The sequence below is a fragment of the Phocaeicola sp. ICN-14070 genome, assembly GCF_037892625.1.
Taxonomy (GTDB): Bacteria; Bacteroidota; Bacteroidia; order Bacteroidales; family Bacteroidaceae; genus Phocaeicola; species Phocaeicola plebeius.
In genome coordinates this window covers 14,746-41,655 of record NZ_JBBKBF010000036.1, presented here as the reverse complement: position 1 = coordinate 41,655, position 26,910 = coordinate 14,746, and the positions used below count along the sequence as shown (strand labels likewise).

Below are 26,910 nucleotides of genomic sequence, written 5' to 3'. Positions count from 1 at the left end.
CAGTAATTAGGTATTAAAGTTTTTGAATGAAAAAATGAAAAAGGTAAGTTTTTTAGTAGCAGCGTTAGCTGTATCTGCTCTTTCTGTGAATGCACAAAAAGCGTATGAAGGAACTCGTTTCTTGGATAATTGGTATGTAGGTGTGAAAGGTGGAGTAACTACTCCTACAGCTCATTCTGCATTTTGGCCTAACATGCGTGCTGAAACTGGCATTGAGCTAGGAAAACAGATTACTCCGGTGTTAGGTGTTTCTTTTGAGGGATTGACAGGTATCAATACATCTTTCAGCAAAACAGCTTTTGATGATTTGAATTTAGGTGTGTTGGGTAAGATTAACTTAAATAATCTTTTTGGGGGATATAACGGTGAACCCAGATTATTTGAAGTAGAAGGTATCGCCGGATTTGGTTGGGGACATGATTTCATGAACTCGGGTAGTGGTTATGATCGCTCTTATATGGTAAGCCGTTTTGGTGCCAGCTTTAACTTTAACTTGGGTGAGAAAAAAGCATGGGCTGTAAATGTACGTCCGGCTATTGTTTACAGAATGGATGGCGACCGTGCACAACAACTGAATGTAAACAAGTCGAAGATTGAAATTTTGGCTGGAGTAACTTATCGTTTCGCAAGCAGCAACGGAAAGCACTATATGACTATTCAGAAGCCATACAACCAGGCTGAGGTGAACTCACTGAATGAAACGATTAATGCCTTGCGTGCAGAAAATGCCCGTAAAGATGAAGCTTTAGGAGCAAAGGATGCAGAAAATGCACGTTTGGAAAAAGAGTTGACAGATTTGCGTAATGCACCTAAGCAGGTAGAAACTATTATTCAGAATACACATTCCAAGTCATTGGAATCAGTTATTACGTTCCGTCAGGGAAAGACCACAATCAGTACTGATCAGGTGCCTAATGTAGAGCGTATTGCAACTTATATGAAGAATAATCCAAAGAGTACGGTATCTATTAAGGGATACGCTTCTCCAGAAGGTAGTGCCGAAGTAAATGCACGTGTAGCTAAGCAGCGTGCGGAAGCTGTAAAGAATATGTTGATAAGTAAGTATAAAATTAGTGCTTCACGTATCACAGCTGAAGGTCAGGGTGTAGGATCGATGTTCTCAGAACCGGATTGGAACCGTGTAAGTATTGCTACTTTGAGTGAATCAGAATAATTCTTTTTTTATTGAAATAATGTAGTCTGAAGGCTGTTGCAGGTAAATACTGTGGCAGCCTTTTTTATGTCTCTTTGTTTTCATGTATGTTTTTACATTTCTTGTACAGATAAAGACTGGGAAAAGTAACTGAAAATCCTTATCTTTGCGAGGAATTTGTAAACTCATGGGAGAACGTACACGATACAATGATTTTGCCTGGTTTTTGGCCCTTCATTTTCCTTTTAAGGTGCAAAAAATCTCATTGAATGTGGGATTTACTTGTCCGAATAGAGATGGTGTAAAAGGATATGGAGGATGTACCTATTGCAATAACCAGACCTTTAATCCGGCATATTGTCGGACAGACAAGTCTGTTATGCAACAGTTGGAGGAAGGAAAAGAGTTTTTCGCCAGAAAATATCCGGAAATGAAGTTTTTGGCATATTTTCAAGCCTACACGAATACCTATGCAGAATTGGATAAGCTGCGTCAGATGTATGAAGAGGCATTGCGGGTAGAAGGAGTTGTCGGACTCGTTATCGGCACGCGTCCTGATTGTATGCCCGAAGAATTGCTGGATTATCTGGAAGAGTTGAATAAGCGAACCTTTCTTTTAGTGGAATATGGTATTGAGAGTACGGATAATCATACTTTGCAGCGAATAAACCGGGGACATACTTTTGAATGTACGGTGGATGCCGTAAAACGTACAGCGGAAAGAGGGATACGTGTGGGAGGTCATGTGATTTTAGGACTTCCGGGAGAAAATCATGAAGCTATCATCCGTCAGGCACGGCAGGTGTCTGAACTTCCTTTGACAACGCTGAAAATGCATCAGTTGCAGCTAGTGCGTGGTACACGGATGGCACATGAATATGAGTTGTGTCCTGAAGATTTTCATTTGTATGAGGTAGATGAATACATTGATCTTGTGATTGATTATCTGGAGCGTGTGCGTCCGGATCTTGTGCTGGAACGTTTTGTTTCGCAGTCTCCCAAGGAATTGCTGATAGCTCCAGACTGGGGCATTAAAAATTACGAATTTGCCGTTCGTATGCAGCGTCGTCTTCAGGAAAGAGATACCTGGCAGGGAAAATTCTATGAAGAAGTAAAAAAGGAAACAATATAATATCAAATTTTTAAATTAGTTAGGATTCAATGGAAATTAAAGGTAAAGTTCATTATGTCGGTGTGAACGACCGTACAAAAGCTTTGTTTGAAAATTTGTGGCCACTTCCTTATGGCGTGTCTTATAACTCTTACCTGATTGCCGATGACGATATGGTTGCATTGGTCGATACGGTAGATGTGGCTTTCTTTGAAGTATATATTAAAAAGATACGCAGTGTTATCGGAGACCGTAAAATCAATTATTTGATTATAAATCACATGGAGCCTGACCATTCCGGTTCAATTGCTCTGATTAAGAAATACTATCCTGAAATCGTATTGGTAGGTAACAAGAAGACTTTCGAAATGGTAGAAGGATATTATGGAGTAACAGGTGAACGTTATGTGGTAGGTGATGGAGATTTCCTGAAACTGGGACATCATAACCTTCGCTTCTATCTGGTACCCATGGTACACTGGCCGGAAACAATGGTAACTTTCGATGAAACAGAAGGTATCCTGTTCTCTGGAGATGCTTTCGGCTGTTTCGGAGCATTGAACGGAGGATGCATCGACCGTAACATCAATACTGATATTTATTGGAATGAAATGCGCCGCTACTATGCTAATATCGTAGGTAAGTTCGGTAATCCGGTACAGAAAGCCTTACAGAAATGTGGAGGACTGCCTATCAAGACAATCTGTCCGACTCATGGACCGGTATGGGAAGAATGTATTCCGCAAGTGGTAGATATGTATGACAAGCTGAGCCGCTATGAAGGTGAAGAAGGTGTAGTGATTGTGTATGGAACCATGTATGGTAATACAGAAGAACTGGCTGAAGCTATTGCAGAAGAACTGAGTGCACAGGGCATCAAGAATATCATTCTGCACAATGTTTCTCATACGCATCATTCTTATATCCTGGCCGACATCTTTAAGTATAAAGCTTTGATAGCAGGCTGTACTACTTATAACATGCATTTGTATCCTGAAATGGAATCTCTGTTGAGCAAGGTAGCCGCTCGTGAAATGAAGAACCGCCTGTTTGGTTACTTCGGTTCGTTCACCTGGGCCAGCGCAGCAGTGAAGAAATTGGGTGAGTTTACTGAAAAACTGAAATTTGAAGTAGTAGGTAATCCGGTAGAAATGAAGCAGAGCATGAAGGCCGGCAATTATGCACAGGCTAAGGAATTGGCTAAGGCAATGGCCGACCGTTTGAAAGCAGACCGTAAATAAATCATCTTTTTGATAGATATAAAAAACTTCCACTAAAGGATTTTTCCTTGGTGGAAGTTTTTTTATGGAGTGATATCTGCTTATCAGTCTTTTGCTTGGTGTACGGTCAGTTGCGGGAACGGGAATCCGATGCCTTCTTTGTTGAATGTGTCGTATACGATTTTATTCATGTCAAAATACACATCCCAGTAGTTTTCAGTCTTGGTCCACACACGTACCTTAATATCTACACTGCTGGCAGACAAAGCTCCAAGTCCGATAAAAGGAGCTGGAGTCGTGAGGATTCGCTCATCGGCCGCAATGATTTGCTCCAGTACAGCTTTTACTTTTTCATAATCTTCTCCGTATTCCACTCCGAATACCCATTCAGCGCGGCGCATGTCTTGTTTGCTGTAATTGGTGATGGCATTGCTGCTCAGAGCACCGTTTGGTACATAAATAATTCGGTTGTCTACCGTAGCCAGAATGGTGTGGAAAATCTGAATTTCTTTTACTGTTCCGCTGGCACCTTGTCCGTCGATGTAGTCTCCTACCTTGAAGGGCTTGAATACTAAGATGATTAATCCTCCGGCGAAGTTAGACAGGTTTCCGGACAATGCCATACCGATTGCCACACCGGCAGAAGCTAAGATTGCAGCGAAGCTGGTGGTTTCCACTCCTAATTTGCTGATGATGGCAAATGCTAAGATTAGGTTCAGAAGTATGCTGAGCAGACTTTTTAAGAAGGTCTGTACACTGATTTCCAGTTTACGTTTTTCCAGAATTTTGCTGACCAGTCGGTTGATTTGCTTGATGATAAACCGGCCGACGATGTAGATGATAATGGCAGCCAGAATGTCTTTTCCAACCTCGATTCCCCAGTTGAGCAGTCTGTCCAGCAGCTGTTCTACGTTAATTTTTGAAGCAGTATTGCTTGCTTGTGCTGTAGCTTGTAATAATGTAAGTAACATGTGTAATGTGAATTAAAATTTTTATAGTTAATCATTCATTTAATATCCCCTTGCCTTGTCGGACAATTTCAGGTACATCATCACAACAATTTATGACGGTAGAAGGTTCAATACCTCCCGTACCTCCGTCAATAATAAGGTCTACTTTCTCTCCAAACTTTTCGTCAATCAGTTCCGGTTCAGTGATGTATTCAATGTCTTCTCCTTCCTCTAACGGCAGAGTGGTCGTCAGAATCGGTGCATCGAGCAACCGGCAGATTTCACGGATGATGGCATTGTCGGGTACACGGATACCCACTTCCTTCCGGTTGCGGAAAATCTTGGGCAGACGGCTGTCTGCATTCAGGATAAAGGTAAACGGACCGGGCAGATTGCGTTTCATCAGTTTGAAAGTGGCATTGCTCACGCGAGCATATTCGCTGATGTTGCTCAGGTCGTAACAGATAATGGATAAATTATTCTTGCGCGGATCGATATTTTTCAGTTTACAGATACGCTCAATGGGGCGTTCCTTCAGCGCATGACAGCCTAATGCGTACACCGTGTCTGTGGGGTAGATAATGATACCCCCATCGTTCAGAATGTCTACTATGCGCTGCAGGTCTTCCGGTCGGTTGTTTTTAGAATATAATTTAAGTAACATGGCGTTATTTACGAAGATTTGACTTCGTATGAACGCAAAAATAAGAAAATTATTTCTTTTTCTTTCGCAGTTCTTCTGCAATTCGATAGTGAATGGCAGCTTCTATTTCCTTTCCGCTTTTTTTGAGTGCTTCAGCAAAATATTCATGCGCACCGGCATGCTGCGGCTTCAGGCTGGTAGCCTTGTCCAAATCGGAGAGCGCTTCTTCCGTTTTTCCGGTCAGCAGACGAAGTTTTCCTCGGTTGTATACTGCTTTGAAATCCTGTGGCCGTAGTTGTACGGCACGATTCAGGCATTCTTCAGCTTCTTCCATTCGGTTTTCATCAAAGAATGTCACTCCTTTTCTTACCCAGGCATCCACATACTCCGGATACAGCTCCAGAGCCTTGTCATAGTTGGCTTGTGCTGCCCTCGGGTCGTGTGCCTTAGTGATGCATTCGTTTCCCATCAGGTAATATTCCCGGGCGTACTTCTGTAAATTCTGGCGCTGTTGTTGCATTTGCTCCTTCAGCAATCGGTTTTCTTCCTTTAACCGGTTGATGATGCCTAATTTCCGGCGGATGAAACGCTGTATCAACGGTTTTTCAATGTCATATCGGCTGTGGATGGCCTTAAAGAAAGCTTCTAAGAATTCGGCAAAATTGCCTTTGTCGAAAGCTTTTACAGAGGCTACGTATTGAATGTCTGCCTGTGCCTGCTTCATGGCCCTCTCAAATGTCTGGTTGTCATTGAAGCGCTGGGCAAAGCTGACAATTTCCGGTCGGACAAACACATCTGCGTGCGAAATCCGCCGCTTCAACTGGATGCCTTCCAATGAGGTGCAGCGGCTCAGGGCTACATAAGCCTGTCCTCCGGCAAAAACTCCTCCCGTAAAGTCGATAACTACCCGGTTGAAAGTCAGCCCCTGACTCTTGTGTACGGTGATGGCCCAGGCCAGCCGGATGGGGTATTGTGTAAAAGTGCCTAATTCCTCTTCTTCTATTTTCTTTTCCGTCTCGTTATATCGGTAGCGGATGTTGCTCCAGCTTTCCTTGTGTACATTGAATTCACTCCCGTCTTCCGTTATTACATAGATGGTACCGTCTTCCGAAAGGCCTGATACCGTACCGATGGTACCGTTCACCCAGCGTTTTTCCTGGTCGTTCTTGATGAAAATCACCTGTGCTCCCGGCTTGATGACCAGTTCCATCAGGGTAGGGAGGCTGCTTTCCGGAAATTCACCATGTATTTCTCCTTTTAATGTGACCGGTTCGCCTGGCAGTTCGTTGAGTTTCTTTTCGTTGATATAATCTACATTATCCCTCCGGGTGGCCAGCGTGATGTACAAATCATTCTCTTCCGGGCAAGGTGGTGTCGGCGTATAACGGGTGTTCAATAGTTGTAAATCCGCATTTCCGGCAGTATTGGTCCGGATATGGTCGAGCACGCTGACGAATACCTGGTCTGTTTGCCGGTATACCTTGGTGAGTTCGATGGATACCAGTTCCATCTCCTGGAACACTTTAGCCGAAAAGAAATACGGATTCGGATAAAAACGGTTCAGAATCTCCCGTTCGTCACTTTTTACTACCGGCTCCAGTTGGAATACGTCGCCCACTAACAGCAGCTGTTTTCCACCGAACGGCTCACGTAAGTTATGAGAGTACGTGCGAAGCACCTTGTCGATAAAGTCGATGATGTCGGCCCGCACCATGGAAATTTCATCAATGATGATGAGCTCGATGTTCTGAATGAGTTTCCGGTGGTCGGAAGAATACTTCAGAAAATCTTTCAGTTTCCGCCCCTGAAACTTCGGATCATCGGGCAGGAGCGGATGAAACGGAAGCTTGAAAAAACTGTGCAGGGTACTGCCACCCGCATTGATAGCCGCAATACCCGTAGGAGCCAGTACCACATATTTCTTTTTGGTATGCTGGCAGACGTATTTCAGAAATGTAGACTTACCCGTTCCCGCTTTTCCGGTCAGAAAGACCGATTGGCGGGTATATTGGATGAGTTTCAGTGCATTCTGAAATTCGGGGTTGTCGGTATCTATCAGGGTAGGAGTCATCTGTCATTGTGTTTAGAGATTCATGCAAAGATACGGACAAATGGGAAATAAAAAAAGCGGTTAGAAGTCTAACCGCTTTTTCGTCAGAATATTTACGAGAAGCCTTTCGGCATTTATCAGATTCGTCTTTAAAATGCTGAACTTGTCAGCGTCGCAGTTTTATTTGCGTCTTTCGTCATTCAGCATTACATAACCCCAGATCATTGGATCTGCATTTGCAATCTTGTGGAAAATGTTTTTTACCTTTTTCATAATTGTTACCCTTTCTTTTTTAGTTAGTTTAATTAAATCTTCTTAGCGGACTTCCCAGCCGGCCGTTGTACTTGTTACCTTATTTACCTTGAAAACTTTTTATTGGCTTTTTCTTTTAGCCTTTCTTTTTACACTGCAAATATAGGCCTTTTTTCTTTACAAAATATGTTTTATAGCATGTTTTTCTTGTAAAAGGCCAATTTGTTGATGTAAATCAAATCCGGAGGCAGGGTTATTTCTTTTCAATTACATTTTCCCCTTTCTCTCCCGAAAAACTCGTAACTTTGCAGCCGTTTTGTAGAATACCTATGGCAGCAAGAATGAACAATCAGTACGAAGAACGCCTGGGAACGGAGCGGATGCTTCCTCTCATTTTCAAAATGGCTTTACCGGCAGTGGCCGCGCAGTTCGTCAATCTCCTATATAATATAGTAGACCGTATTTATATCGGTCATATACCGGAAATCGGGACAAATGCATTGGCGGGAGTAGGAGTGACTACCTCTATTGTAATTCTGATTTCTTCTTTTTCGGCTATTGTGGGAGCCGGAGGTGCGCCACTGGCTGCCATGGCACTGGGACAAGGCGACCGGGTGCGTGCGGGGAAATTCTTAGGCAACGGTTTCATGCTGCTGATTCTGTTTACCGTGCTGACTTCGCTGGTATCTTATTTGTTTATGGAGCCTATTCTGCTGTTTGCGGGAGCATCTGCCGTTACACTTCCTTACGCAGAAGATTATCTTTCAGTGTACTTGCTGGGTACTTTGTTTGTGGAAATCTCTACCGGACTCAATACGTTCATCAATTCACAGGGGCGTCCCAATATTGCGATGTATTCCGTCTTGATTGGGGCCTTGCTGAATATTGTGCTTGATCCGATTTTTATTTTCTGGTTTGATATGGGCGTAAAAGGAGCGGCACTGGCCACTATTCTTTCGCAGGCATGCAGCGCCTGGTGGGTGTTAGGCTTTCTATGTTCCGACCGTGCCTCTTTGCGTTTGCAAAAATGTTACCTGAAATTTGACCGCCGTATCGTCGGTGGAATGTTGGCTTTGGGGGTATCTCCCTTCATTATGGCCAGTACAGAGAGTCTGGTAGGATTTGTGTTGAACGGCAGTCTGGAGAAATTTGGCGATATATACGTAGGAGCCCTGGCTATTTTACAGAGTGCCATGCAGCTGGTCAGTGTGCCACTTACAGGATTTGCCCAAGGTTTTGTGCCGGTGGCCAGCTACAACTACGGACATGGTGACCGGCAGCGGGTGAAAGACTGTTTCCGTATTGTACTGACGGTAATGTTCTCTTTCAATTTTGTCCTGATGTTGCTGATGATTTGTTTCCCTACGGTAGTCGCTTCGGCATTTACGAGCGATCCGGAGTTGATAGCCACCGTAGAGCATGTGCTGCCGCTCTTCCTGGCTGGAATGACAATCTTTGGTTTGCAGCGCGCCTGCCAGAATATGTTTGTAGCCCTTGGTCAGGCACGGATTTCTATTTTTATAGCTTTGCTGCGTAAGGTTATTTTGCTGGTACCTCTTGCTCTGGTTCTGCCTCGTTTCTGTGGCGTGGAAGGCGTATTTATGGCCGAAGCAGTTTCGGATGCTACGGCCGCCATCTGTTGCACATTGCTCTTCTTCTGGCAGTTCCCGAAGATACTTCGCAAGATGCAGAATCTGGTACAGAACTAATTTTACGATTCCGATAGGTAAATTGTTTGAAACACAGAGAGATAAAGTGTCAAATGCTTAATCGTATTCTCTGTTTCACAGTGTGGGATACAAAAACCACAGTGTGGGATACATATTTCACACTGTGAAATACAAATCCCACAGTGTGAAACAGAGAATTCTTCGAAGCGTTTTGAATTATGCTTTTCGGAATTTGTAATTATGTGTCGGGAGAGGTGGAATTTCCTGATAGAAATTATCGGCTATGCTATAAATCTTTATAACTTTATCCTCCAAGTATATCGTGGCTATGATTGAGGTGGCATTAAAATGCAGAAACGAATACGGTTGTGTTTCCAGGCTGCCTAGCTCAGTATGCAAGTTTTATTTATTGAAAACCAAGTCTTATAAATGAAAAATATAATAGAGAATATTAGAAAGCAATATCCGGTGTCCGATTTGACCATAAAGGAACTTGAATCCTATTTAACACCTTGCAGTTTTCCTAAAAGGTATCAACTTATAAAGGAAGGTATTTATTGTAAGTATGCTTATTTTATAGAGAAGGGTATCTTAAGAGCCTATTGGGTGGTCGATGGAGAGGAATATACTACCTCGTTCGGAGCAGAGGGATGTATTGTTTTCAGCATGGATGAATTATATTACAACAAAAAAAGCGAAGAATATGTGGAAACGCTGGAGGAAGTGGAAGCCTACAGGATCAATATAAGTGACCTCAAAAATCTTATGGAAACCAACTTGGAGTTATGCAACTGGGGGAGAATTATACATCAGAATGAATACAGACGATTGCACAGAAGCCATAAAGAGAGGTTGTCATTGCCGGCAAAAGAGCGTTATGAAGAATTTCAGAAACAATTTCCGGAAATATGCAAAAAGGTAAATCTGAAATACATTGCATCCTATTTAGGAATCACCCTTTCTACCCTCAGCAGGTTGCGAAGCAAAAAGCCGTAATTTGATTTAGGACAAATTTTTAATGGATGAGATTCCTTATCTTTGCACAATATATGAATTATAAATCCTAATCCTTTTTATTTATCTCAATATGAATCATCGAATCTCATCATCAGCTTTTGCAGATACAAAACCGCATTATGAACTTCTTGACGGGCTAAGAGGGGTGGCCGCACTGCTTGTGGTGTTCTATCACATTTTCGAAGGTTTTTCTTTTGCTGGAGGAGGTACCCTCATTACTGTCATTAATCACGGTTATCTGGCCGTCGATTTCTTCTTTATACTTTCAGGTTTTGTCCTCGGATATGCGTACGATGACCGGTGGAAGAAGAACTTGACGTTAAAAGGCTTCTTTAAGCGGAGACTTATCCGACTCCATCCGATGATTATTATGGGGGCGATAATCGGTTGCATTGCTTTCTTTGTGCAAGGGGGAGTGAAATGGGATGGTACACATGTAGCGACCTCCGCGGTCATGTTGGCACTCTTGCTTGCAATGTGCTTTATTCCGGCTTATCCGGGAGCCGGGTATGACGTACGCGGGAACGGAGAGATGTTTTCCTTGAACGGACCGAGCTGGTCATTGTTCTTTGAATATATAGGTAATATACTTTACGCTCTTTTCATTCGTCGTTTGAGTAATAAGGCACTGACAGTATTGGTCATACTGCTTGGTTTGGGACTGTCCTGGTTTGCTTTGTTTGATGTGGTAGGTTATGGCATGATAGGAGTGGGCTGGACGCTCGACGGACTGAACTTTTGGGGAGGCATGCTGAGAATGCTGTTTCCTTTCACGTTAGGTATGCTGATTTCAAGAAATTTCTGTCCGTTCAAGATTCGAGGCGCATTCTGGATTTGCAGCATTATCCTGTTGGGACTTTTCTGTGTGCCTTATATCGAAGGTAAGTCACCGGTATGCTTGAATGGCGTGTTCGAGATGATATGCATTGCGGTGGTATTTCCTCTATTGGTGTGTATGGGGGCATCCGGCAAGACGACAGACAAGCAGTCGACCGCTATCTGTAAGTTCCTGGGAGATATATCTTATCCGCTTTATGCCATTCACTATCCTATTATGTATGTATTCTATTCATGGCTTATTGAGAAACAGTTGTATACGTTGGAAGACACTTGGCCGGTGGCAGCTGTCGTATATTTCGGAAGTATCGCATTGGCATACTTGTGTCTGAAGCTCTATGATGAACCCGTGAGAAGGTGGCTTGGGAGTAAGTTTGTGAAATGAGGATGAATAATTCTAAATGATATACAATCAATCTCCCCAAATGTCTGAATTTTTGTATCGGACATTTGGGGAGATTTTGTTATCCATTATAATTACGCTTTAAAAGGCTTGCGGAATTTACATCCGTTTTTCCACTGAGAGCATCCGTAAGCTGTTTTCCCTTTGATAATGATGCCCGTGCCGCATACGGGACAGGCTTTTCCTAAAATGCTGTCATCGGCTGGCAGGTTGTCTTCCTTAGGTGCTTCGGGAGTGGCTGCTTTCTTGCTGGCCCGTGGCTTGCGGGGAGCCGCTTTTTTCTTGGGCTCTTCTTCACCGTTTTTAGGGGAAGCTGTTTTTTTCAGTGGAATTTTAGGGCTGTCATCGGTCGTAACGGTTACACGGCGGTTGCTGTTGTCGCGCAGTACGCTGTAGACTATTTCGGTGACCATCTGCTTCAATTCAGCTAAGAAGGTACCCGCATCATAACTTTTTCGTTCGATTTCGCGCAATTTCTTTTCCCAGATACCGGTCAGTTCGGCCGATTTCAGTAATTCTTCGTGAATCAACTGAATCAGCTCCACCCCGGTAGGCGTAGCAATCAGATTTTTGCGTTCCTTGCGGATGTAATGCCGTTTGAACAAGGTCTCGATAATGGCTGCACGGGTAGAAGGGCGACCAATGCCGTTTTCTTTCAGGGCATCCCGCAGTTCATCGTTATCCACCAGTTTTCCGGCGGTTTCCATGGCACGCAGGAGGGTGGCTTCGGTGTAGGGACGAGGCGGCTGTGTCCATTTCTCGTTGAGCATCGGATTATGCGGACCGCTTTCTCCTTTGTTGAATGCAGGCAATACGCTTTCTTCCTCATTTTCTTTCCCTTCCTCCGGAACGTCCTTGGCAAAGATTATGCGCCAGCCGGGGTCCAGAATCTGCTTTCCGGTTACCTTGAACTCTATCTGGTCTGCTTCACCGATGACGGTGGTGGTAGAAAACTTACAATCCGGATAGAACACGGCGATGAAACGGCGTGCAATCAGGTCGAACACCCGTTTTTCCATGTCGCTGAGGCCCTGCGGTTGTACCCCGGTGGGAATGATGGCATGGTGGTCGGTCACCTTACTGTTATCGAATACTTTTTTCGATTTAATCAGTGGTTTTCCGCTTAATGACGTCGTGTAAACAGCATAGTCTTTCAACCCCTCCAGAATTTTAGGGCACTTGGGATAAATGTCGTCACTCAGGAAAGTGGTATCCACACGCGGATAGGTAGCCACCTTCTTTTCATATAATGACTGGATGAGCTGCAAGGTCATGTCGGCCGAGTAGCTGAATTTTTTATTACATTCCACCTGTAAAGAAGTCAGGTCGAACAGGCGAGGAGGCGCCTCCGTACCTTTCTTGGAACTGACTTCGGTCACGGTAAAGTCTACATTCCGGATGCGTTCCTGTAACTCCTTTCCGGTCTGTTCGTCGGTAATCTGTGGAATCCCTCGGTTGGTATCAGATTGTATTTTCTTCTTGGCCGAAGGATTCTCTTTTTCCTTTTCAGCTTCTTCAGCCAGTTCCTCATCGCTCTTTCGTATGATGGCCGAGAACACTGTATCGCGGTAGACCGTTTTCAGTTCCCAGTATTGCTTGGGTACGAAGTGTTCGATTTCCTGTTGTCTTTTTACAATCAGGGCCAGAGTCGGAGTCTGTACTCGTCCGATGGAAAGTACCTGTTTGTTCTGTCCGTATTTCAAGGTGTATAGTCGGGTGGCATTCATGCCCAAAGTCCAGTCACCGATGGCGCGGCTCAGTCCGGCTTCGTAGAGAGGCTGGAACTCAGCCTGGTCTTTCAGATTGGCAAATCCGTCGCGTATAGCCTCTTCTGTCAGTGAGGAAATCCAGAGTCGTTTGACCGGGCATTTGGCACCGGCCTTTTGCATTACCCACCGCTGGATGAGTTCTCCTTCCTGGCCGGCATCCCCGCAGTTGATAATCATTTCGGCTTCCTGCATTAGTTTTTCGATGATGTGAAACTGTTTTTCAATTCCGCTGTCGTTTATCAGCTTGATTCCGAAGCGAGGAGGAATCATGGGCAGGCTGCTCAGACTCCAGCTTTTCCACGAGGGAGTATATTCATGCGGTTCCTTCAGGGTACACAGATGGCCGAATGTCCAGGTTACCTGGTATCCGTTTCCTTCAATGTATCCTTCTTTTCGGTTCTTGGCTCCCAGCACATCGGCGATGTCGCGTGCCACACTGGGCTTTTCGGCTATGCAAACTATCATGGTCTTTCTTTCAATATGGAGCAAAATTACGTAAAGTTACCTGAATAGAAAAATAAAATCTTTATCTTTGGACAGAAATGACTGACAACCTTTCTTTTGGCAAGGTTTTTGCTAAAGAATTAGTATAACAATTAAATGAAGAAATTATGTTGATTTGGATTGTATTTATAGGTATTGCGATTATCAGTTACCTGGTTCAGGCAAACCTGAAGAGTAAATTTGAAAAATATTCCCAGATGCCGTTGACCAATGGCATGACAGGAAGGGAAGTGGCAGAAAAGATGCTGCGTGATAACGGTATTTACGACGTGACGGTGACCAGTACATCGGGAATGTTGACCGACCATTATAACCCGATGAACAAGACGGTAAATTTGAGTGAAGGGGTCTACGGTAGTACAAGTGTGGCTGCGGCAGCTGTAGCTGCTCACGAGTGTGGACATGCGGTACAGCATGCGCGGGGATATGCGCCTTTACGTATGCGTTCGGCTTTGGTTCCTGTGGTACAGTTTTCTTCTTCCATCGTATCTTGGGTGTTGTTAGCTGGTATTCTGATGGTCAACTCTTTTCCTCAGTTGCTGCTTATCGGTATCTGTCTGTTTGCCATGACCACGTTGTTCAGTTTTATTACCCTTCCGGTAGAAATTGATGCAAGCCGTCGGGCGTTGGTATGGTTGAGTAGTGCTGGAATTACCAATGCGTTTAATCATCAGCAGGCTACGGATGCCTTGAAGTCGGCTGCCTATACGTATGTCGTAGCTGCCTTGGGTTCACTGGCTACGCTGATTTACTACGTAACGATTTATATGAATCGTCGCGAGTAAGCATGAAATCCTTTCGTTTTGTGTGCGGAAGGTAGAAATTTTATTCGTATTTTTGCTCCGTTAATTTAAAGACTGATTCATTATGGCAACAAAACCAAGTATACCTAAAGGAACAAGAGACTTTTCGCCGGTAGAAATGGCGAAACGTAACTATATATTCAACACCATTCGTGAGGTATTCTATCGCTACGGCTTTCAGCAGATAGAAACTCCTTCTATGGAAAACCTGTCTACTTTGATGGGTAAGTACGGGGAGGAAGGCGATAAGCTGCTTTTCAAGATTCAGAATTCAGGTGACTATTTTTCTGGACTGACAGATGAAGAACTGTTGAGCCGCAATGCAGCAAAATTGGCCAGCAAATTCTGTGAAAAAGGTTTGCGATATGACCTGACAGTTCCTTTTGCGCGTTACGTGGTAATGCACCGTGATGAAATCACTTTCCCGTTTAAGCGTTTCCAGATTCAGCCGGTATGGCGTGCCGACCGTCCGCAGAAGGGACGTTATCGTGAATTCTATCAATGTGATGCCGATGTGGTGGGCAGTAACTCTCTGCTGAATGAGGTGGAACTGGTGCAGATGATTGATGCTGTGTTCCAGAAATTCGGTATCCGTGTTTCCATCAAGATTAATAACCGTAAGATTCTGACAGGTATTGCAGAAATTATCGGAGAAGCCGACAAGATTGTCGACATTACAGTGGCCATCGACAAACTGGATAAAATAGGTTTGGACAATGTAAATGCGGAACTGGCATCAAAAGGTATTCCGCAGGAAGCCATCGATAAGTTGCAGCCGATTATTCTGTTGAGCGGTTCGAACGAAGAAAAAATAGCTACGTTGAAGAATGTGCTGGCTGCAAGTGAGACAGGTTTGAAGGGGGTAGAAGAAAGCGAATTTATCCTGAAAACAATTACCGGGCTGGGTATTCAGTCGGAAGTGGAACTGGATTTGACACTGGCTCGCGGACTGAACTATTATACGGGTGCTATCTTTGAAGTGAAGGCGCTGGATGTACAGATTGGTAGTATCAGTGGAGGTGGTCGTTACGATAACCTGACCGGTGTGTTCGGTATGGAAGGTATGTCGGGAGTGGGTATCTCGTTCGGTGCTGACCGTATTTACGACGTACTGAACCAGTTGGATTTGTATCCGAAAGAAGCGGTGAATGGTACACAGTTGCTGTTTGTCAACTTTGGCGAAGCTGAGGCTGCGTATGTATTGCCGGTATTGGCACAGGTACGTGCGGCTGGTATTCGTGCAGAAATCTACCCAGATGCTGCCAAAATGAAGAAACAGATGAGCTATGCCAATGCAAAGATGGTACCGTTTGTAGCTATTGTGGGTGAAAATGAAATGAAAGAAGGAAAAGTCATGCTGAAAAATATGACGAGTGGCGAACAGTCGCTGGTTACTCCGGACGAACTGGTAGCTGCCATCAACGGATAAGCGTGAGCGTTAATCGTAAAAAACACAGGTTTCACGGAAGAAACGGAAGAGGCAGATGCTTCAGATTTTTGTTTCGTGAAACCTGTTTTTTTATAGGCGTTTCGAAAATTAGTAGAAGATATGGAATTTGTATATTTGATTGTTGGCGTGATAGTAGGAGGGCTGCTGGGTTATTTGTGGGCTGCGAGAAAGTCTGTTTCTTTGCGATCGGAGTTACAGATGAACCAACAGCATGCCCAGGATTTGCTGAAGGCGGAAAAGGAACGTACTGAGTTGCTGACAGAGCAGTATCGGAAGGAAACGGAAAGGTTACGTGGACAGTTGGATGAACTTTCCGGGAAATGGGCAGAAGCAGGTCGGGCACTGGCGACTTCACAGGCAGAACGTCGTAACTTGGAAGAGCGTCTGGAGAACCAGAAAGAGGAAGTGGAGAAGTTACGGAAGCAACTGAATACGGAGTTCGAGAATATGGCCAACCGGATTTTCCAGCAGAAGACGGAGGCATTCAGCCGGCTTAGTTCGGAAACCTTGAGTAACCTGTTGAAACCTTTCGGAGAGAATTTAAAAGAATTCAAGCATCAGGTGGAAGAGGTGTACGATAAAGAGTCCAAGCAACGCTTTTCTTTGGAAGACCGTATCAAGGAACTGATGCAGCTGAACAAGCAGATTAGCGATGATGCCAACAACCTGACCCGCGCTTTGAAAGGGGATTCCAAGATGCAGGGAAACTGGGGTGAAATGATATTGGAGACTATCTTGGAAAATTCCGGTCTGAGAGAAGGAGAAGAATATTTTCGTCAGGAATTTTTAAAAGATGAACATGGTGAACCGCTCAAAAATGAATTGGGACAGCGGATGCAGCCTGATGTGTTAGTTGTATATCCGGATAACCGTCAGGTAATTATTGACTCTAAAGTATCGCTTACGGCATATGCGAGCTATGTAGCTTGTGAGGATGCCGTGCAGCGCGAACAGTACTTGAAAGCACACTTAACTTCAGTGAAAGCTCACATTGAGGAGTTGAGCCGGAAGGATTATTCCAGCTACAATGTGTCTTCGTTGGATTTTGTGATGATGTTCGTGCCCAATGAACCAGCTTATCTGTTGGCATTGCAGGCTGATCCAGACATCTGGAATTATGCTTATCAGAAGAAGGTCGTGTTGATTAGTCCGACCAACCTGATTGCAGCGCTTCGATTGGCCTTGGATTTATGGAAGCGGGAGTATCAGGTGAAAAATATTCAGGACATCATCAAGCGAGGAACGGTGCTTTATGAGAAACTGGTAGGATTTACCGAGACTTTCGAAAAGATTGGAGACACTTTGCAGGCAGCTTCCACGGCTTACAAGAATGCGTTGGGGCAGCTTTCGCAGGGAAAAGGCAACCTGATTCGGCAGGCGGATATGCTGACGGAATTGGGTATCACTTCGAAAAAGAAATTCTCCTCGCGTATCCGGCAAGAAGCGGACAAAGGCATCACACCGGTGATTCCTGCAAGAGATTTATTCTCGGAATCGGAAGAACAATAAAATTATATAGAAAGGAGAAGCTCCATGGACTTGCGTTGAGTGTGCCATGGAGCTTCTTTTTTATTTCATATTGAGATTAAAGTTTTGCAACGTATTGCTGGGTGGATTTTCCATTATGTGTATTGAAGGACAAGGGGAAAGTGTCAGAATTGACAGCGGAACAGCCATTCTTGTCAGTCTGCTCATGCCAGAATGTCAGTCTTTTGCTTTGGCACGCTTTTCGCAGAAAGATAGGTGCTTTAACGCATTTGATAAACGATAAAATATAAACTAAATTATAGCATTATGAACATTAAACCATTAGCAGACAGAGTCCTGATTCTTTCGGCTCCTGCAGAAGAAAAAACAATCGGTGGTATCATTATTCCTGACACAGCGAAAGAAAAACCGTTGCAGGGTGAAGTAGTGGCAGTTGGCCATGGCACTAAAGACGAAGAAATGGTCTTGAAAGTAGGTGATACTGTATTGTATGGTAAATATTCTGGTACTGAAATCGAATACGAAGGTGTGAAGTATTTGATGATGCGTCAGAGCGATGTACTGGCAGTTTTGGGATAATTTAGGTAATTAACGAATTTAAGATTAGAAAGGAAATTCACTATGGCAAAAGATATTCTCTTCAACATTGACGCTCGCGATCAGTTGAAAAAAGGTGTAGACGAACTGGCTAATGCAGTGAAAGTAACACTGGGTCCGAAAGGCCGTAATGTAATCATCGAAAAGAAATTCGGTGCTCCTCACATTACAAAGGATGGTGTAACTGTAGCAAAAGAAGTGGAATTGAGCGATCCGTTCCAGAATACAGGTGCTCAGCTGGTAAAATCAGTTGCTTCTAAGACGGGTGATGATGCGGGTGACGGTACAACTACTGCTACTGTATTGGCTCAGTCAATCGTAGGCGTTGGTTTGAAGAACGTAACTGCTGGTGCAAATCCGATGGATTTGAAACGTGGTATTGACAAGGCTGTGGCAAAAGTTGTGGAATCTATCAAGGCTCAGTCTGAAACTGTAGGTGATAACTACGACAAGATTGAACAGGTGGCTACAATTTCTGCAAACAATGATCCGGTTATCGGTAAGTTGATTGCGGATGCAATGCGCAAGGTTTCTAAAGACGGTGTTATCACTATCGAAGAAGCTAAGGGTACAGATACTACAATCGGCGTGGTAGAAGGTATGCAGTTTGACCGTGGTTACTTGTCTGCTTACTTTGTAACTGATACTGAAAAGATGGAGTGCGTGATGGAACATCCGTATATCCTGATTTACGATAAGAAGATTTCTAACTTGAAAGATTTCTTGCCTATCTTGGAACCGGCTGTACAGAGCGGACGTCCTTTGTTGGTTATCGCAGAAGATGTAGACAGCGAAGCGTTGACAACTTTGGTAGTTAACCGTCTGCGTGGTCAGTTGAAGATTTGTGCTGTGAAGGCTCCGGGCTTCGGCGACCGTCGTAAGGCTATGCTGGAAGATATTGCCGTATTGACTGGTGGTGTAGTTATCAGCGAAGAAAAAGGTTTGAAACTGGAACAGGCCACACTCGAAATGTTGGGTACTTGCGACAAGGTAACTGTTTCTAAGGAAAACACTACTATCGTAAACGGTGCAGGTCAGAAAGAATTGATTCAGGAACGTATCAACCAGATTAAGGCTGAAATCAAGAACTCTACTTCTGACTACGATAAGGAAAAATTGCAGGAACGTCTGGCTAAATTGTCAGGTGGTGTAGCAGTTCTTTACGTAGGTGCTGCCAGTGAAGTAGAAATGAAGGAAAAGAAAGACCGTGTAGATGATGCCTTGTGTGCAACTCGTGCCGCTATCGAAGAAGGTATCGTACCGGGTGGTGGTGTAACTTACATCCGTGCCATCGATGCATTGGAAGGCTTGAAAGGTGACAATGCAGATGAAACTACAGGTATCGAAATCATCAAGCGTGCCATCGAAGAACCGCTTCGTCAGATTGTAGCTAACGCTGGTAAGGAAGGTGCGGTTGTAGTACAGAAAGTACGTGAAGGTAAAGGTGACTTCGGTTACAATGCCCGTACAGATGTATACGAACACTTGCATGCTGCCGGTGTAGTTGATCCTGCAAAGGTTACTCGTGTAGCATTGGAAAATGCCGCTTCTATCGCAGGTATGTTCCTGACTACAGAATGTGTCATTGTAGAAAAGAAGGAAGAAAAACCTGAAATGCCGATGGCTGCTCCAGGAATGGGTGGCATGGGCGGTATGATGTAATCTTCCCCTTTCAGATATAAAGTAAATCCCAGTCGGAATTTCTGGCTGGGATTTTTTTTTGATAAAGAATCTGCAAAATTTATATATAGCTTTCGTGAGGTGATTCAAAAAGTTTGGATTATTCTATAGTTTTGTGTATTTTCATCAAGTGTTTTACGAATTACTAAAAATAATATGGTATGACGAAAGAAGAATTGATGCGTAAGGCTATTGAGTTGTCAGTGAAGAATGTAGCTGAAGGTGGCGGTCCTTTTGGTGCTGTCATCGCAAAGAACGGTGAGATTGTAGCTACGGGAGTAAACCGTGTGACGCCGGATTGCGACCCGACCGCCCATGCAGAAGTAAGTGCCATCCGTGCGGCAGCTAAGAAACTGGGTACATTCGACTTGAGCGGTTGTGAGATATATACTTCTTGTGAACCATGTCCCATGTGCTTAGGTGCAATCTATTGGGCACATCTGGACCGCATGTATTATGGAAATAACAAGCACGATGCGGCAGCTATCGGCTTTGATGATGCCTTTATTTACGAGGAACTGGATTTGAAACCGGCGGAAAGACGTCTGCCCTCAGAAGTTTTGTTGCCGGAAGAAGCTATTCGGGCTTTTCAGGACTGGACTGAAAAAACGGATAAGGTGGAATACTAAAATGATTGGGTAATAAGGTTGTAATGCCTTTATATTTTTTATGTTTCCCACGGCGGAACCGTACGTTTTTCATACCGGAAACGTATGTTTTCGCTGTGGGAAACTTATGTTTTCCTTAGGGGAAACCTAATAGGGACAAGACTGTTTTTCAGAAAAGTGAGTAACGTTTCCAGGTTACTTGTATTCTTGTTATTTCTGATTTAAGACCGTAGTAAATTCTCGTTCAAAATTGGGCGTGAAAACGTTTTTCCCTAAATTCTGCCGAATTTCATCCAGTGACCAGAAACGTCCTCCTGCCAGTTCTTCACTGGGAGAGATGGGACTGTCGAATACGGTCTTGTGCGAAAATACCAGCTCTTTTTCCCGATCTGATTCAAACACGTAATGTGTCAGTAGTTGAGAAGTAAAATCGGAAATGCCGAGTTCCTCTCCGGCTTCCCGTTTCAGTGCCATTTCCACGCTTTCTCCCAAGTCTACATGTCCTCCTACGGAGGTGTCCCATTTTCCCGGTTGGATGTCTTTCCATTCCGGACGCTTTTGCAGATACAATTCTCCTTTGCTGTTGAATACATGCAAGTGAACCACCGGATGCAGCAGCTTGCTGCCGTTGTGGCATTCTCCTCGGGTAGCGGCACCTGTGATGTTTCCTTCTTCGTCTACGATGGGAAACATTTCTTCGCTATTGTCTGTCATTGTCTCTTCTGTTTGGGGTTAGGGGATAAGTAAAGATGAATCTCCGTAGCTCAGGAAGCGGAAATCATGCGCCAGCGCGTAATCGTAGATGGGACGCCAGTTTCCTTTCACAAAAGCAGAGACCAGTAACAGCAGGGTGCTTTGCGGTTGGTGGAAGTTGGTAACCATTTTCTTGACGATATGGTAATTGTATCCCGGTGCAATGATAATCTGTGTACTGGTATGCAGGGCATCGAGCTGGTTCCGGTCCATGTAGTCGAGTATCTGTTGCAGGGCTTCTGTGGTACTTAACTCCGGATGAGTTTCGTAGGGTTGCCATTGCTGTACGTGCAGTTCCTGCTGGCTGGCATCGGGGTGCTGTGACAAAGTGACACCGATGTAGTAAAGGCTCTCTAGTGTACGGACAGAAGTGGTTCCTACTGCCACGGCTTCACCTCCATGTGCTAAGAGTTTCTCTATGGTTCCACGGTTTACGGAAATGTATTCCGTATGCATTTCGTGGCCTTCTATTTCTTCACTTTTCACCGGTTTGAAAGTGCCGGCTCCAACGTGTAGGGTGACTTCTTCCAAATCCACTCCTTTTTCTTTGAGAGCGTTCAATACGCGTTCCGTGAAATGCAGACCGGCTGTAGGGGCGGCTACGGAACCTTTTATTTTCGAGTAGACGGTCTGGTAAGTTTCCTTGTCGCTTTCTTGTGTCTCTCTGTTCAGGTAGGGAGGAATGGGCAGCTCACCGAAGAATTCCAGAATGTCGGCAAAGGTTACTTCCGGATTGTCCCAGGTGAAATCAATCCAATGGCTGGTGCCGTGACATTCTCCACGGGTAGCAGTTAGCGTCAGTTTCTTTCCCTTTACTGTCATTTCCTTGTGCAGAGGCCCTTCTTTCCATTTCTTCAGGTTGCCAATCATGCAGAGCCAGGCAGCATGCTGGGTTTGCTGGAAGTTGAGTACATAGTCGTTGGGCTTGATGGGCTCCAGACAGAAAATCTCAATCAGTGCGCCGGTTTCCTTGCGGAAGTGCAGACGTGCCTGAATGACTTTCGTGTTGTTGAAAATCATGAGGGTACCGGGCTCCAGGTAGTCCGGAAGGGAGGTGAAATGTGTTTCACTGATTTGCCCGTGCTGATACACCAGCAGCTTGGACTGGTCGCGGACTGGCAGCGGAAATTTAGCGATGCGTTCATCCGGCAGCGGATAGTTGTAGTCGCTAATCTTTATATGTTTTGTTTCTTCCATGTCGTTTATTTTTTGCAAAAGTACAACAAATAGCAGAATCCTCCTAACATAATAATTTTTTCGTGGACTTCCTTTTGCAGACTGCTGAATAATTTCCATATTCCGTGGAAAGTCGTTACATTTGTGAGTGTAATAAATTGAAGACAGATTATGAAAATAGGAGATAAAGTACGCTTCCTGAGTGAAGTAGGTGGTGGTATTGTCCGGGGATTTCAAGGAAAGGACATTGCCTTGGTGGAAGGAGAAGATGGTTTTGAAATTCCTATGCTGATTAGGGAGTGTGTGGTAATACAGACCGACGATTATAACATCCCGTTAAAATCTACAGCCAAGCCTTCTGCACCGGAAGTTGAAGAAGAGGAGGAAGAAAAAGAAAAGCCGATAACTTATCGGGCACCTGAAATCCGTGGAAATGATGTACTGAATGTATTTCTGGCCTACGTGCCGCAGGATGTAAAGTCCATATCCTCTACTGCGTTTGATGCCTATCTGGTGAATGACAGTAACTATTTTATTGATTATTTGTATCTTTCGGCAGAAGGTAAGAGCTGGACCTTACGCAGCCGGGGAACGGTGAAACCGAACATGAAGATGCACCTGGAAGAGTTTGAAAAGAGTGCATTGAATGGCATGGAGCGTGTGGCCGTACAGCTTCTGGCTTACAAAGATGACCGTACTTTCTTACTGAAACAGGCGGTGAATCAGGAGTTGCGCATTGATACCGTGAAGTTCTACAAGTTGCATACTTTCCAGTCTTCTGACTTTTTTGAGGAACCGGCCTTGATTTATGAGATTGTCAAGGATGATGAAACGGTAAAGCAGGTATATGTTTCGGCCGATGATATCAAGAATGCACTGTTGCAGAAGAACGTGCAGGACGTACCGGCAAAGTTGCAGAAAAAGCAGCATGTGGTAAAGAATGAAATTGTGGAGGTCGACTTGCATATCCATGAACTGCTGGATGATACTACCGGTATGGGAAATGCCGAAATGCTGAATTATCAGCTGGATGTGTTCCGCAAGACATTGGAGGAATACAAACAGAAGAAAGGGCAGCGGATTGTGTTTATCCATGGCAAGGGAGATGGTGTATTGCGTCGGGCTATCTTGGATGAGTTGAAACGCAAATACAAGACTTATCAATGGCAGGATGCTTCTTTCCGTGAATATGGTTTCGGGGCTACAATGGTTACAATACATTAAAAGATATGGGAACGTTAAAAGAAATGCTGTCGGCCGACCGTTTTGCGGCTGAGACTGGAGTGGAATTACTGGAAATCAGTCCGGGATATGCCAAAGCTCGGATGAAGGTGACTGAAAAGCATCTGAATGCCGGAGGAGTTTGTCAGGGAGGTGCATTGTTTACATTGGCCGATTTGGCATTTGCCGCTGTGGCCAATAGCCGTGGACGTCTGACTTTGTCACTGAATGCCAATATCACTTTTCTACGTGCTATCAGTGAGGGCTATGTATATGCGGAGGCTACTGAGACGTTCAATCATGGAAGGGTACCTTTCATTGAGGTGCGTTTGGTGGATGAGCAACAGCAACTGATTGCGGTGCTGACCAGTTCCGGATATCGGAAAAGCGAAGAATTGAATATCGACGAACTGGAATAAATTCGGAGTATAGGAGAATGTGTCAAACGGAGAATGCTCGTTACTGAAGTGGGCATTCTCCGTTTGTATTTTGGATTAGATTTGTTCAAGGGCCTGACTCAGGTCGGCAAGCAAATCTTCAATGTGCTCGGTACCGATGGAAAGACGGATGGTAGACTGTGTGATGCCTTGTTCTGCCAGTTCCTGGTCGTTGAGCTGGGAGTGTGTCGTACTGGCCGGGTGGATGACCAACGATTTGACATCGGCTACATTGGCCAGCAGGGAGAATATCTCCAGGTGGTCGATGAAGCGGTGCGCTTCCGTACGTCTGCCTTGGATTTCAAACGTGAAGATGGAGCCGGCTCCTTTGGGAAAATATTTCTGATAAAGGGCTGGGAAAGTGTGCTCAGGAAGGGAGGGGTGGTTGACCTTTTTCACTTTAGGATGATGCTGCAGGAAGTCTACTACCTTCAGCGCATTCTCTACGTGGCGTTCTACTCTGAGTGAGAGGGTTTCCAGTCCTTGCAGAAGGAGGAAAGCATTAAACGGACTGATGGCGGCTCCGGTATCGCGTAACAGAATGGCACGTATTCGTGTGATATAGGCCGCAGGACCTGCCACATCGGCAAAGCAAAGTCCGTGATAACAGGGGTCGGGGCTTGTCAGTTGGGGGAATTTACCGGAAGCTTTCCAGTCGAATTTACCGGAATCCACAATGATACCTCCTAATGACGTGCCGTGTCCTCCGATAAACTTTGTGGCAGAATGTATGACGATGTCGGCACCATGTTCAATGGGGCGCAGCAGATAAGGAGTGGCAAATGTGTTGTCAATCAGTAAAGGAATCTGATGACGGTGAGCTATTTCCGCAATGCGGGCGATGTCGACAAGCGTGCAGTTCGGATTTCCTAAACTTTCAATGAATACCGCTTTGGTATTGGGCTGGATGGCCTGCTCCACGTTTGCCGCTTCTTCTGCGTCTACAAAAGTGGTGTGTATCCCACGGCTGGGGAAAGTATGTGCCAGCAGGTTGTAAGTTCCTCCATAAATGGTATGGGCCGATACAATATGGTCACCGGTGCGCGTAATATTTTCAAACGCATAACTGATGGCGGCCGCTCCGGAGGCTACGGCCAGGGCAGCTACTCCTCCTTCCAATGCAGCTACTCGCTGTTCCAGTACACTTTGGGTGGGATTGGTCAGTCGGCCATAGATGTTGCCGCTGTCTTCCAGACTGAAACGGGCGGCCGCATGAGCCGAGTCATGAAAGACGTACGAAGTCGTCTGATAGATGGGGACTGCTCGTGCATCGGTCGCCGGATCGGGATTTTCTTGTCCCACATGTAACTGAAGGGTTTCGAAGTGTAGCTTAGTTCTATCCATAGTCGTAAGTGTGTAAAAGTGATTAAATGATACTGCAAAAGTAGTTTGTATGGTTATATCATCCAATATTTGATGAAAATATGGAGAATTGTTCTATATAATGCTGGTTTAAAAGAAAAAACTTGTAGATTTGCTGTCGTAAAACAATTCATAATAGAATAATATTCTTATGACAGAAAAACTGGATAAAGTGGATTTGCAGATTCTCCGTACGTTACAGGAGAATGCTAGGTTGACTACTAAAGAGCTGGCAGCACAGGTCAGCTTGTCGTCTACTCCCGTGTTTGAGCGGTTGAAAAGGCTGGAAAGGGAAGGATACATCAAGAAGTATATTGCCGTGCTGGATGCCGACAAACTGAATCAGGGATTTGTGGTATTCTGCAATGTCAAATTGCGCCGGATGAATAAAGATATAGCCATGGAGTTCACCCGTATCATTCAGAACATTCCGGAAGTTACGGAGTGCTATAACATTTCCGGAAGTTACGATTACTTGCTGAAAATCCATGCCCCGAACATGAAATATTATCAGGAGTTTATTATTAATGTACTGGGTACAATTGACAGTCTGGGTTCGTTGGAAAGCATGTTTGTCATGGATGAAGTGAAGCATGACTATGGACTGCACATATAGGAGCGGGAAAGCCTTTTCTATGTATTTATTCCATAAACAGAATAGAACATAGAATATTATTCTAATTCTATCCGTCTTTAATGGGAAAAACAGTCCGTTTTTTCTAAATATCTTCCGATTGTTGGTGGATAGCACTTTTGCTTGTATCTTTGCCGACAAATTATACAAATGCACTATGAAAGTAATAGATTTGATAAAGAATAGTAAGGAACCCGTGTTTTCCTTTGAGATTTTGCCACCGTTAAAGGGAAACAGTATACAAAAAGTATATCACATCATTGATAAGTTGAGGGAGTTTGACCCTAAATACATCAACATCACTTCACATCACAGTGAGATAGTGTATTTGCCGCAGCCCGATGGAAACCTGAAGAAGACTACGGTACGCAAGCGCCCCGGAACGGTAGCCATCGCCGCTGCCATTCAGAATAAGTATGGCATTCAAGCGGTACCTCATATTATCTGTAAGGGATTTACGAAGGAGGAAACGGAATATGCTTTGCTCGACTTGAATTTCTTAGGCATTAACAACTTGTTGCTGCTGAGAGGAGATTCCAAGCCGCTGGACATTGCAGAAAAAGATTTGTGTTTGTACCATGAGCATGCCACCGATTTGCAGGAACAAGTGAACCGTTTTAATCAGGGTATTGGACTGGATGGCTCCAAGATAGAAGGCATTGAAACACCTTTCTCTTATGGTATGGCTTGTTATCCGGAAAAGCATGAAGAAGCTCCTAATATGGAGTCCGATCTGTTCTACTTGAAAGAAAAGGTACGCAACGGAGCCGATTATGTAGTGACACAGATGTTTTTCGACAACGAGAAATACTATGCTTTCGTAGAGCGTTGCCGTCAGGAAGGTATTGACGTACCCATTATTCCGGGTGTCAAGCCTGTGGTATTTAAGAATCAGTTGAACGTATTGCCTAAAGTGTTCCGCACAGACATTCCTGAAGCCTTTGCTTCAGAACTTCGTAAATGTACGACGGACGAAGAAGTGAAAGCTGTAGGAGTGGAATGGTGCAAGGCACAGTGTAAGGATTTGCTGGCACACGGAGTTCCGGGCCTGCACTTTTACACATTCATGGCATCCGACAGTGTATATAAGGTAGCCAAAGAGGTATATTAACCTCTTTGACT

Annotated in this window: 23 protein-coding genes; 16 read left to right on the top strand and 7 right to left on the bottom strand. The window is 44.5% G+C overall.

The genetic code is table 11. The features are described 5' to 3' along the window. Window positions 1–34: 34 nt before the first annotated feature. The 3 genes from WKT20_RS10790 (at window position 35) to WKT20_RS10780 (ending at window position 3,505) form a co-directional block, all read left to right on the top strand. The gene (locus WKT20_RS10790) at window positions 35–1,174 is read left to right on the top strand and encodes an OmpA family protein (RefSeq protein WP_270653208.1); all 1,140 of its coding nucleotides are present in this window, start codon (window positions 35–37) and stop codon (window positions 1,172–1,174) included. A gap of 166 nt (window positions 1,175–1,340) precedes the next feature. Further along, window positions 1,341–2,285, top strand: coding sequence for a TIGR01212 family radical SAM protein (locus WKT20_RS10785; RefSeq protein ID WP_117702602.1), 945 nt, complete (start codon window positions 1,341–1,343; stop codon window positions 2,283–2,285). 29 nt (window positions 2,286–2,314) lie between these two features. After that, window positions 2,315–3,505, top strand: coding sequence for an FprA family A-type flavoprotein (locus tag WKT20_RS10780; RefSeq protein ID WP_117702601.1), 1,191 nt, complete (start codon window positions 2,315–2,317; stop codon window positions 3,503–3,505). Window positions 3,506–3,588: 83 nt separating this feature from the next. On the opposite strand, the gene WKT20_RS10775 is transcribed toward WKT20_RS10780, so the two are convergent. Genes WKT20_RS10775 through WKT20_RS10765 form a run of 3 tightly spaced genes read right to left on the bottom strand, consistent with a single transcriptional unit; the run spans window position 3,589 to window position 7,148 of the window. Next, the gene (locus tag WKT20_RS10775) at window positions 3,589–4,455 is read right to left on the bottom strand and encodes a mechanosensitive ion channel family protein (protein WP_118244556.1); all 867 of its coding nucleotides are present in this window, start codon (window positions 4,453–4,455) and stop codon (window positions 3,589–3,591) included. Window positions 4,456–4,486: 31 nt separating this feature from the next. Further along, window positions 4,487–5,098: an L-threonylcarbamoyladenylate synthase gene (locus WKT20_RS10770; RefSeq protein ID WP_117702599.1), complete on the bottom strand. Its 612-nt coding sequence runs from the start codon at window positions 5,096–5,098 to the stop codon at window positions 4,487–4,489. A gap of 49 nt (window positions 5,099–5,147) precedes the next feature. Further along, window positions 5,148–7,148, bottom strand: a complete 2,001-nt coding sequence (locus tag WKT20_RS10765; RefSeq protein ID WP_117702598.1) for an AAA family ATPase — start codon at window positions 7,146–7,148, stop codon at window positions 5,148–5,150. Between the two features lie 572 nt (window positions 7,149–7,720). On the opposite strand from WKT20_RS10765, the gene WKT20_RS10760 reads away from it, so the two are divergent. From WKT20_RS10760 to WKT20_RS10750, 3 genes are all read left to right on the top strand, one after another. Continuing rightward, window positions 7,721–9,088 (top strand): MATE family efflux transporter, encoded by a 1,368-nt coding sequence (locus WKT20_RS10760; protein WP_117671745.1) that lies wholly within the window; start codon window positions 7,721–7,723, stop codon window positions 9,086–9,088. A 390-nt stretch (window positions 9,089–9,478) separates the two neighbouring features. Beyond that, a complete protein-coding gene (locus WKT20_RS10755; RefSeq protein ID WP_117702597.1) occupies window positions 9,479–10,045 on the top strand; it encodes a Crp/Fnr family transcriptional regulator in 567 nt (188 codons plus the stop codon). Window positions 10,046–10,136: 91 nt separating this feature from the next. Next, window positions 10,137–11,288 (top strand): acyltransferase family protein, encoded by a 1,152-nt coding sequence (locus WKT20_RS10750; protein ID WP_340417348.1) that lies wholly within the window; start codon window positions 10,137–10,139, stop codon window positions 11,286–11,288. 92 nt (window positions 11,289–11,380) lie between these two features. On the opposite strand, the gene WKT20_RS10745 is transcribed toward WKT20_RS10750, so the two are convergent. Continuing rightward, the gene (locus WKT20_RS10745; protein ID WP_117702595.1) at window positions 11,381–13,540 is read right to left on the bottom strand and encodes a DNA topoisomerase 3; all 2,160 of its coding nucleotides are present in this window, start codon (window positions 13,538–13,540) and stop codon (window positions 11,381–11,383) included. A 146-nt stretch (window positions 13,541–13,686) separates the two neighbouring features. Here WKT20_RS10745 and WKT20_RS10740 point away from each other — a divergent pair, with 146 nt between their 5' ends. The 6 genes from WKT20_RS10740 (at window position 13,687) to WKT20_RS10715 (ending at window position 20,226) form a co-directional block, all read left to right on the top strand. After that, window positions 13,687–14,364 carry a zinc metallopeptidase gene (locus tag WKT20_RS10740; protein ID WP_007562054.1) on the top strand — a complete coding sequence of 226 codons (678 nt, stop codon included), beginning with the start codon at window positions 13,687–13,689 and terminating at the stop codon, window positions 14,362–14,364. Between the two features lie 82 nt (window positions 14,365–14,446). After that, window positions 14,447–15,811, top strand: coding sequence for a histidine--tRNA ligase (gene hisS, locus WKT20_RS10735; protein WP_117702593.1), 1,365 nt, complete (start codon window positions 14,447–14,449; stop codon window positions 15,809–15,811). Between the two features lie 120 nt (window positions 15,812–15,931). Continuing rightward, window positions 15,932–17,341: a DNA recombination protein RmuC gene (gene rmuC, locus WKT20_RS10730; RefSeq protein ID WP_117702592.1), complete on the top strand. Its 1,410-nt coding sequence runs from the start codon at window positions 15,932–15,934 to the stop codon at window positions 17,339–17,341. A gap of 285 nt (window positions 17,342–17,626) precedes the next feature. Next, complete coding sequence (locus WKT20_RS10725; protein ID WP_118164011.1) at window positions 17,627–17,899, top strand: co-chaperone GroES; 273 nt, start codon at window positions 17,627–17,629, stop codon at window positions 17,897–17,899. Between the two features lie 42 nt (window positions 17,900–17,941). After that, window positions 17,942–19,579 (top strand): chaperonin GroEL, encoded by a 1,638-nt coding sequence (groL, locus tag WKT20_RS10720; RefSeq protein ID WP_007562045.1) that lies wholly within the window; start codon window positions 17,942–17,944, stop codon window positions 19,577–19,579. A 179-nt stretch (window positions 19,580–19,758) separates the two neighbouring features. Continuing rightward, entirely contained in the window at window positions 19,759–20,226 is a 468-nt protein-coding gene (locus WKT20_RS10715) for a nucleoside deaminase (RefSeq protein ID WP_117671778.1), read from the top strand. A 189-nt stretch (window positions 20,227–20,415) separates the two neighbouring features. On the opposite strand, the gene WKT20_RS10710 is transcribed toward WKT20_RS10715, so the two are convergent. Both WKT20_RS10710 and WKT20_RS10705 read right to left on the bottom strand, forming a co-directional pair. After that, a complete protein-coding gene (locus WKT20_RS10710) occupies window positions 20,416–20,919 on the bottom strand; it encodes an NUDIX hydrolase (RefSeq protein WP_118164016.1) in 504 nt (167 codons plus the stop codon). Between the two features lie 18 nt (window positions 20,920–20,937). Continuing rightward, window positions 20,938–22,155: an S-adenosylmethionine:tRNA ribosyltransferase-isomerase gene (locus WKT20_RS10705; protein ID WP_118441796.1), complete on the bottom strand. Its 1,218-nt coding sequence runs from the start codon at window positions 22,153–22,155 to the stop codon at window positions 20,938–20,940. Window positions 22,156–22,305: 150 nt separating this feature from the next. Between WKT20_RS10705 and WKT20_RS10700 the strand changes: the two genes are divergently transcribed. Then, entirely contained in the window at window positions 22,306–23,358 is a 1,053-nt protein-coding gene (locus WKT20_RS10700; RefSeq protein ID WP_118244207.1) for a DUF2027 domain-containing protein, read from the top strand. 5 nt (window positions 23,359–23,363) lie between these two features. Beyond that, a complete protein-coding gene (locus WKT20_RS10695) occupies window positions 23,364–23,774 on the top strand; it encodes a PaaI family thioesterase (RefSeq protein WP_118164023.1) in 411 nt (136 codons plus the stop codon). Window positions 23,775–23,849: 75 nt separating this feature from the next. Here the strand turns inward: WKT20_RS10695 and WKT20_RS10690 are convergent, their stop codons facing one another. Then, window positions 23,850–25,136 (bottom strand): O-acetylhomoserine aminocarboxypropyltransferase/cysteine synthase family protein, encoded by a 1,287-nt coding sequence (locus tag WKT20_RS10690; RefSeq protein ID WP_340417347.1) that lies wholly within the window; start codon window positions 25,134–25,136, stop codon window positions 23,850–23,852. Between the two features lie 169 nt (window positions 25,137–25,305). Here WKT20_RS10690 and WKT20_RS10685 point away from each other — a divergent pair, with 169 nt between their 5' ends. Continuing rightward, entirely contained in the window at window positions 25,306–25,770 is a 465-nt protein-coding gene (locus WKT20_RS10685) for an Lrp/AsnC family transcriptional regulator (protein ID WP_007562030.1), read from the top strand. Window positions 25,771–25,945: 175 nt separating this feature from the next. Further along, the gene (gene metF / locus WKT20_RS10680; protein WP_302462612.1) at window positions 25,946–26,899 is read left to right on the top strand and encodes a methylenetetrahydrofolate reductase [NAD(P)H]; all 954 of its coding nucleotides are present in this window, start codon (window positions 25,946–25,948) and stop codon (window positions 26,897–26,899) included. Window positions 26,900–26,910 lie beyond the last annotated feature (11 nt).

Excerpts from the sequence above, each read along its gene's own strand:
- WKT20_RS10740 (WP_007562054.1), top strand. The coding sequence starts at position 13,687 with ATGTTGATTTGGATTGTATTTATAGGTATTGCGATTATCAGTTACCTG.
- groL (WP_007562045.1), top strand. The coding sequence starts at position 17,942 with ATGGCAAAAGATATTCTCTTCAACATTGACGCTCGCGATCAGTTGAAA.
- WKT20_RS10745 (WP_117702595.1), bottom strand. The coding sequence starts at position 13,540 with ATGATAGTTTGCATAGCCGAAAAGCCCAGTGTGGCACGCGACATCGCC.
- metF (WP_302462612.1), top strand. The coding sequence starts at position 25,946 with ATGAAAGTAATAGATTTGATAAAGAATAGTAAGGAACCCGTGTTTTCC.
- WKT20_RS10700 (WP_118244207.1), top strand. The coding sequence starts at position 22,306 with ATGAAAATAGGAGATAAAGTACGCTTCCTGAGTGAAGTAGGTGGTGGT.
- WKT20_RS10770 (WP_117702599.1), bottom strand. The coding sequence starts at position 5,098 with ATGTTACTTAAATTATATTCTAAAAACAACCGACCGGAAGACCTGCAG.
- WKT20_RS10775 (WP_118244556.1), bottom strand. The coding sequence starts at position 4,455 with ATGTTACTTACATTATTACAAGCTACAGCACAAGCAAGCAATACTGCT.
- WKT20_RS10695 (WP_118164023.1), top strand. The coding sequence starts at position 23,364 with ATGGGAACGTTAAAAGAAATGCTGTCGGCCGACCGTTTTGCGGCTGAG.
- WKT20_RS10755 (WP_117702597.1), top strand. The coding sequence starts at position 9,479 with ATGAAAAATATAATAGAGAATATTAGAAAGCAATATCCGGTGTCCGAT.
- WKT20_RS10760 (WP_117671745.1), top strand. The coding sequence starts at position 7,721 with ATGAACAATCAGTACGAAGAACGCCTGGGAACGGAGCGGATGCTTCCT.
- WKT20_RS10790 (WP_270653208.1), top strand. The coding sequence starts at position 35 with ATGAAAAAGGTAAGTTTTTTAGTAGCAGCGTTAGCTGTATCTGCTCTT.
- WKT20_RS10750 (WP_340417348.1), top strand. The coding sequence starts at position 10,137 with ATGAATCATCGAATCTCATCATCAGCTTTTGCAGATACAAAACCGCAT.
- WKT20_RS10690 (WP_340417347.1), bottom strand. The coding sequence starts at position 25,136 with ATGGATAGAACTAAGCTACACTTCGAAACCCTTCAGTTACATGTGGGA.
- rmuC (WP_117702592.1), top strand. The coding sequence starts at position 15,932 with ATGGAATTTGTATATTTGATTGTTGGCGTGATAGTAGGAGGGCTGCTG.
- WKT20_RS10710 (WP_118164016.1), bottom strand. The coding sequence starts at position 20,919 with ATGACAGACAATAGCGAAGAAATGTTTCCCATCGTAGACGAAGAAGGA.
- WKT20_RS10705 (WP_118441796.1), bottom strand. The coding sequence starts at position 22,155 with ATGGAAGAAACAAAACATATAAAGATTAGCGACTACAACTATCCGCTG.
- WKT20_RS10765 (WP_117702598.1), bottom strand. The coding sequence starts at position 7,148 with ATGACTCCTACCCTGATAGATACCGACAACCCCGAATTTCAGAATGCA.
- WKT20_RS10715 (WP_117671778.1), top strand. The coding sequence starts at position 19,759 with ATGACGAAAGAAGAATTGATGCGTAAGGCTATTGAGTTGTCAGTGAAG.
- WKT20_RS10780 (WP_117702601.1), top strand. The coding sequence starts at position 2,315 with ATGGAAATTAAAGGTAAAGTTCATTATGTCGGTGTGAACGACCGTACA.
- WKT20_RS10785 (WP_117702602.1), top strand. The coding sequence starts at position 1,341 with ATGGGAGAACGTACACGATACAATGATTTTGCCTGGTTTTTGGCCCTT.
- WKT20_RS10725 (WP_118164011.1), top strand. The coding sequence starts at position 17,627 with ATGAACATTAAACCATTAGCAGACAGAGTCCTGATTCTTTCGGCTCCT.
- WKT20_RS10685 (WP_007562030.1), top strand. The coding sequence starts at position 25,306 with ATGACAGAAAAACTGGATAAAGTGGATTTGCAGATTCTCCGTACGTTA.
- hisS (WP_117702593.1), top strand. The coding sequence starts at position 14,447 with ATGGCAACAAAACCAAGTATACCTAAAGGAACAAGAGACTTTTCGCCG.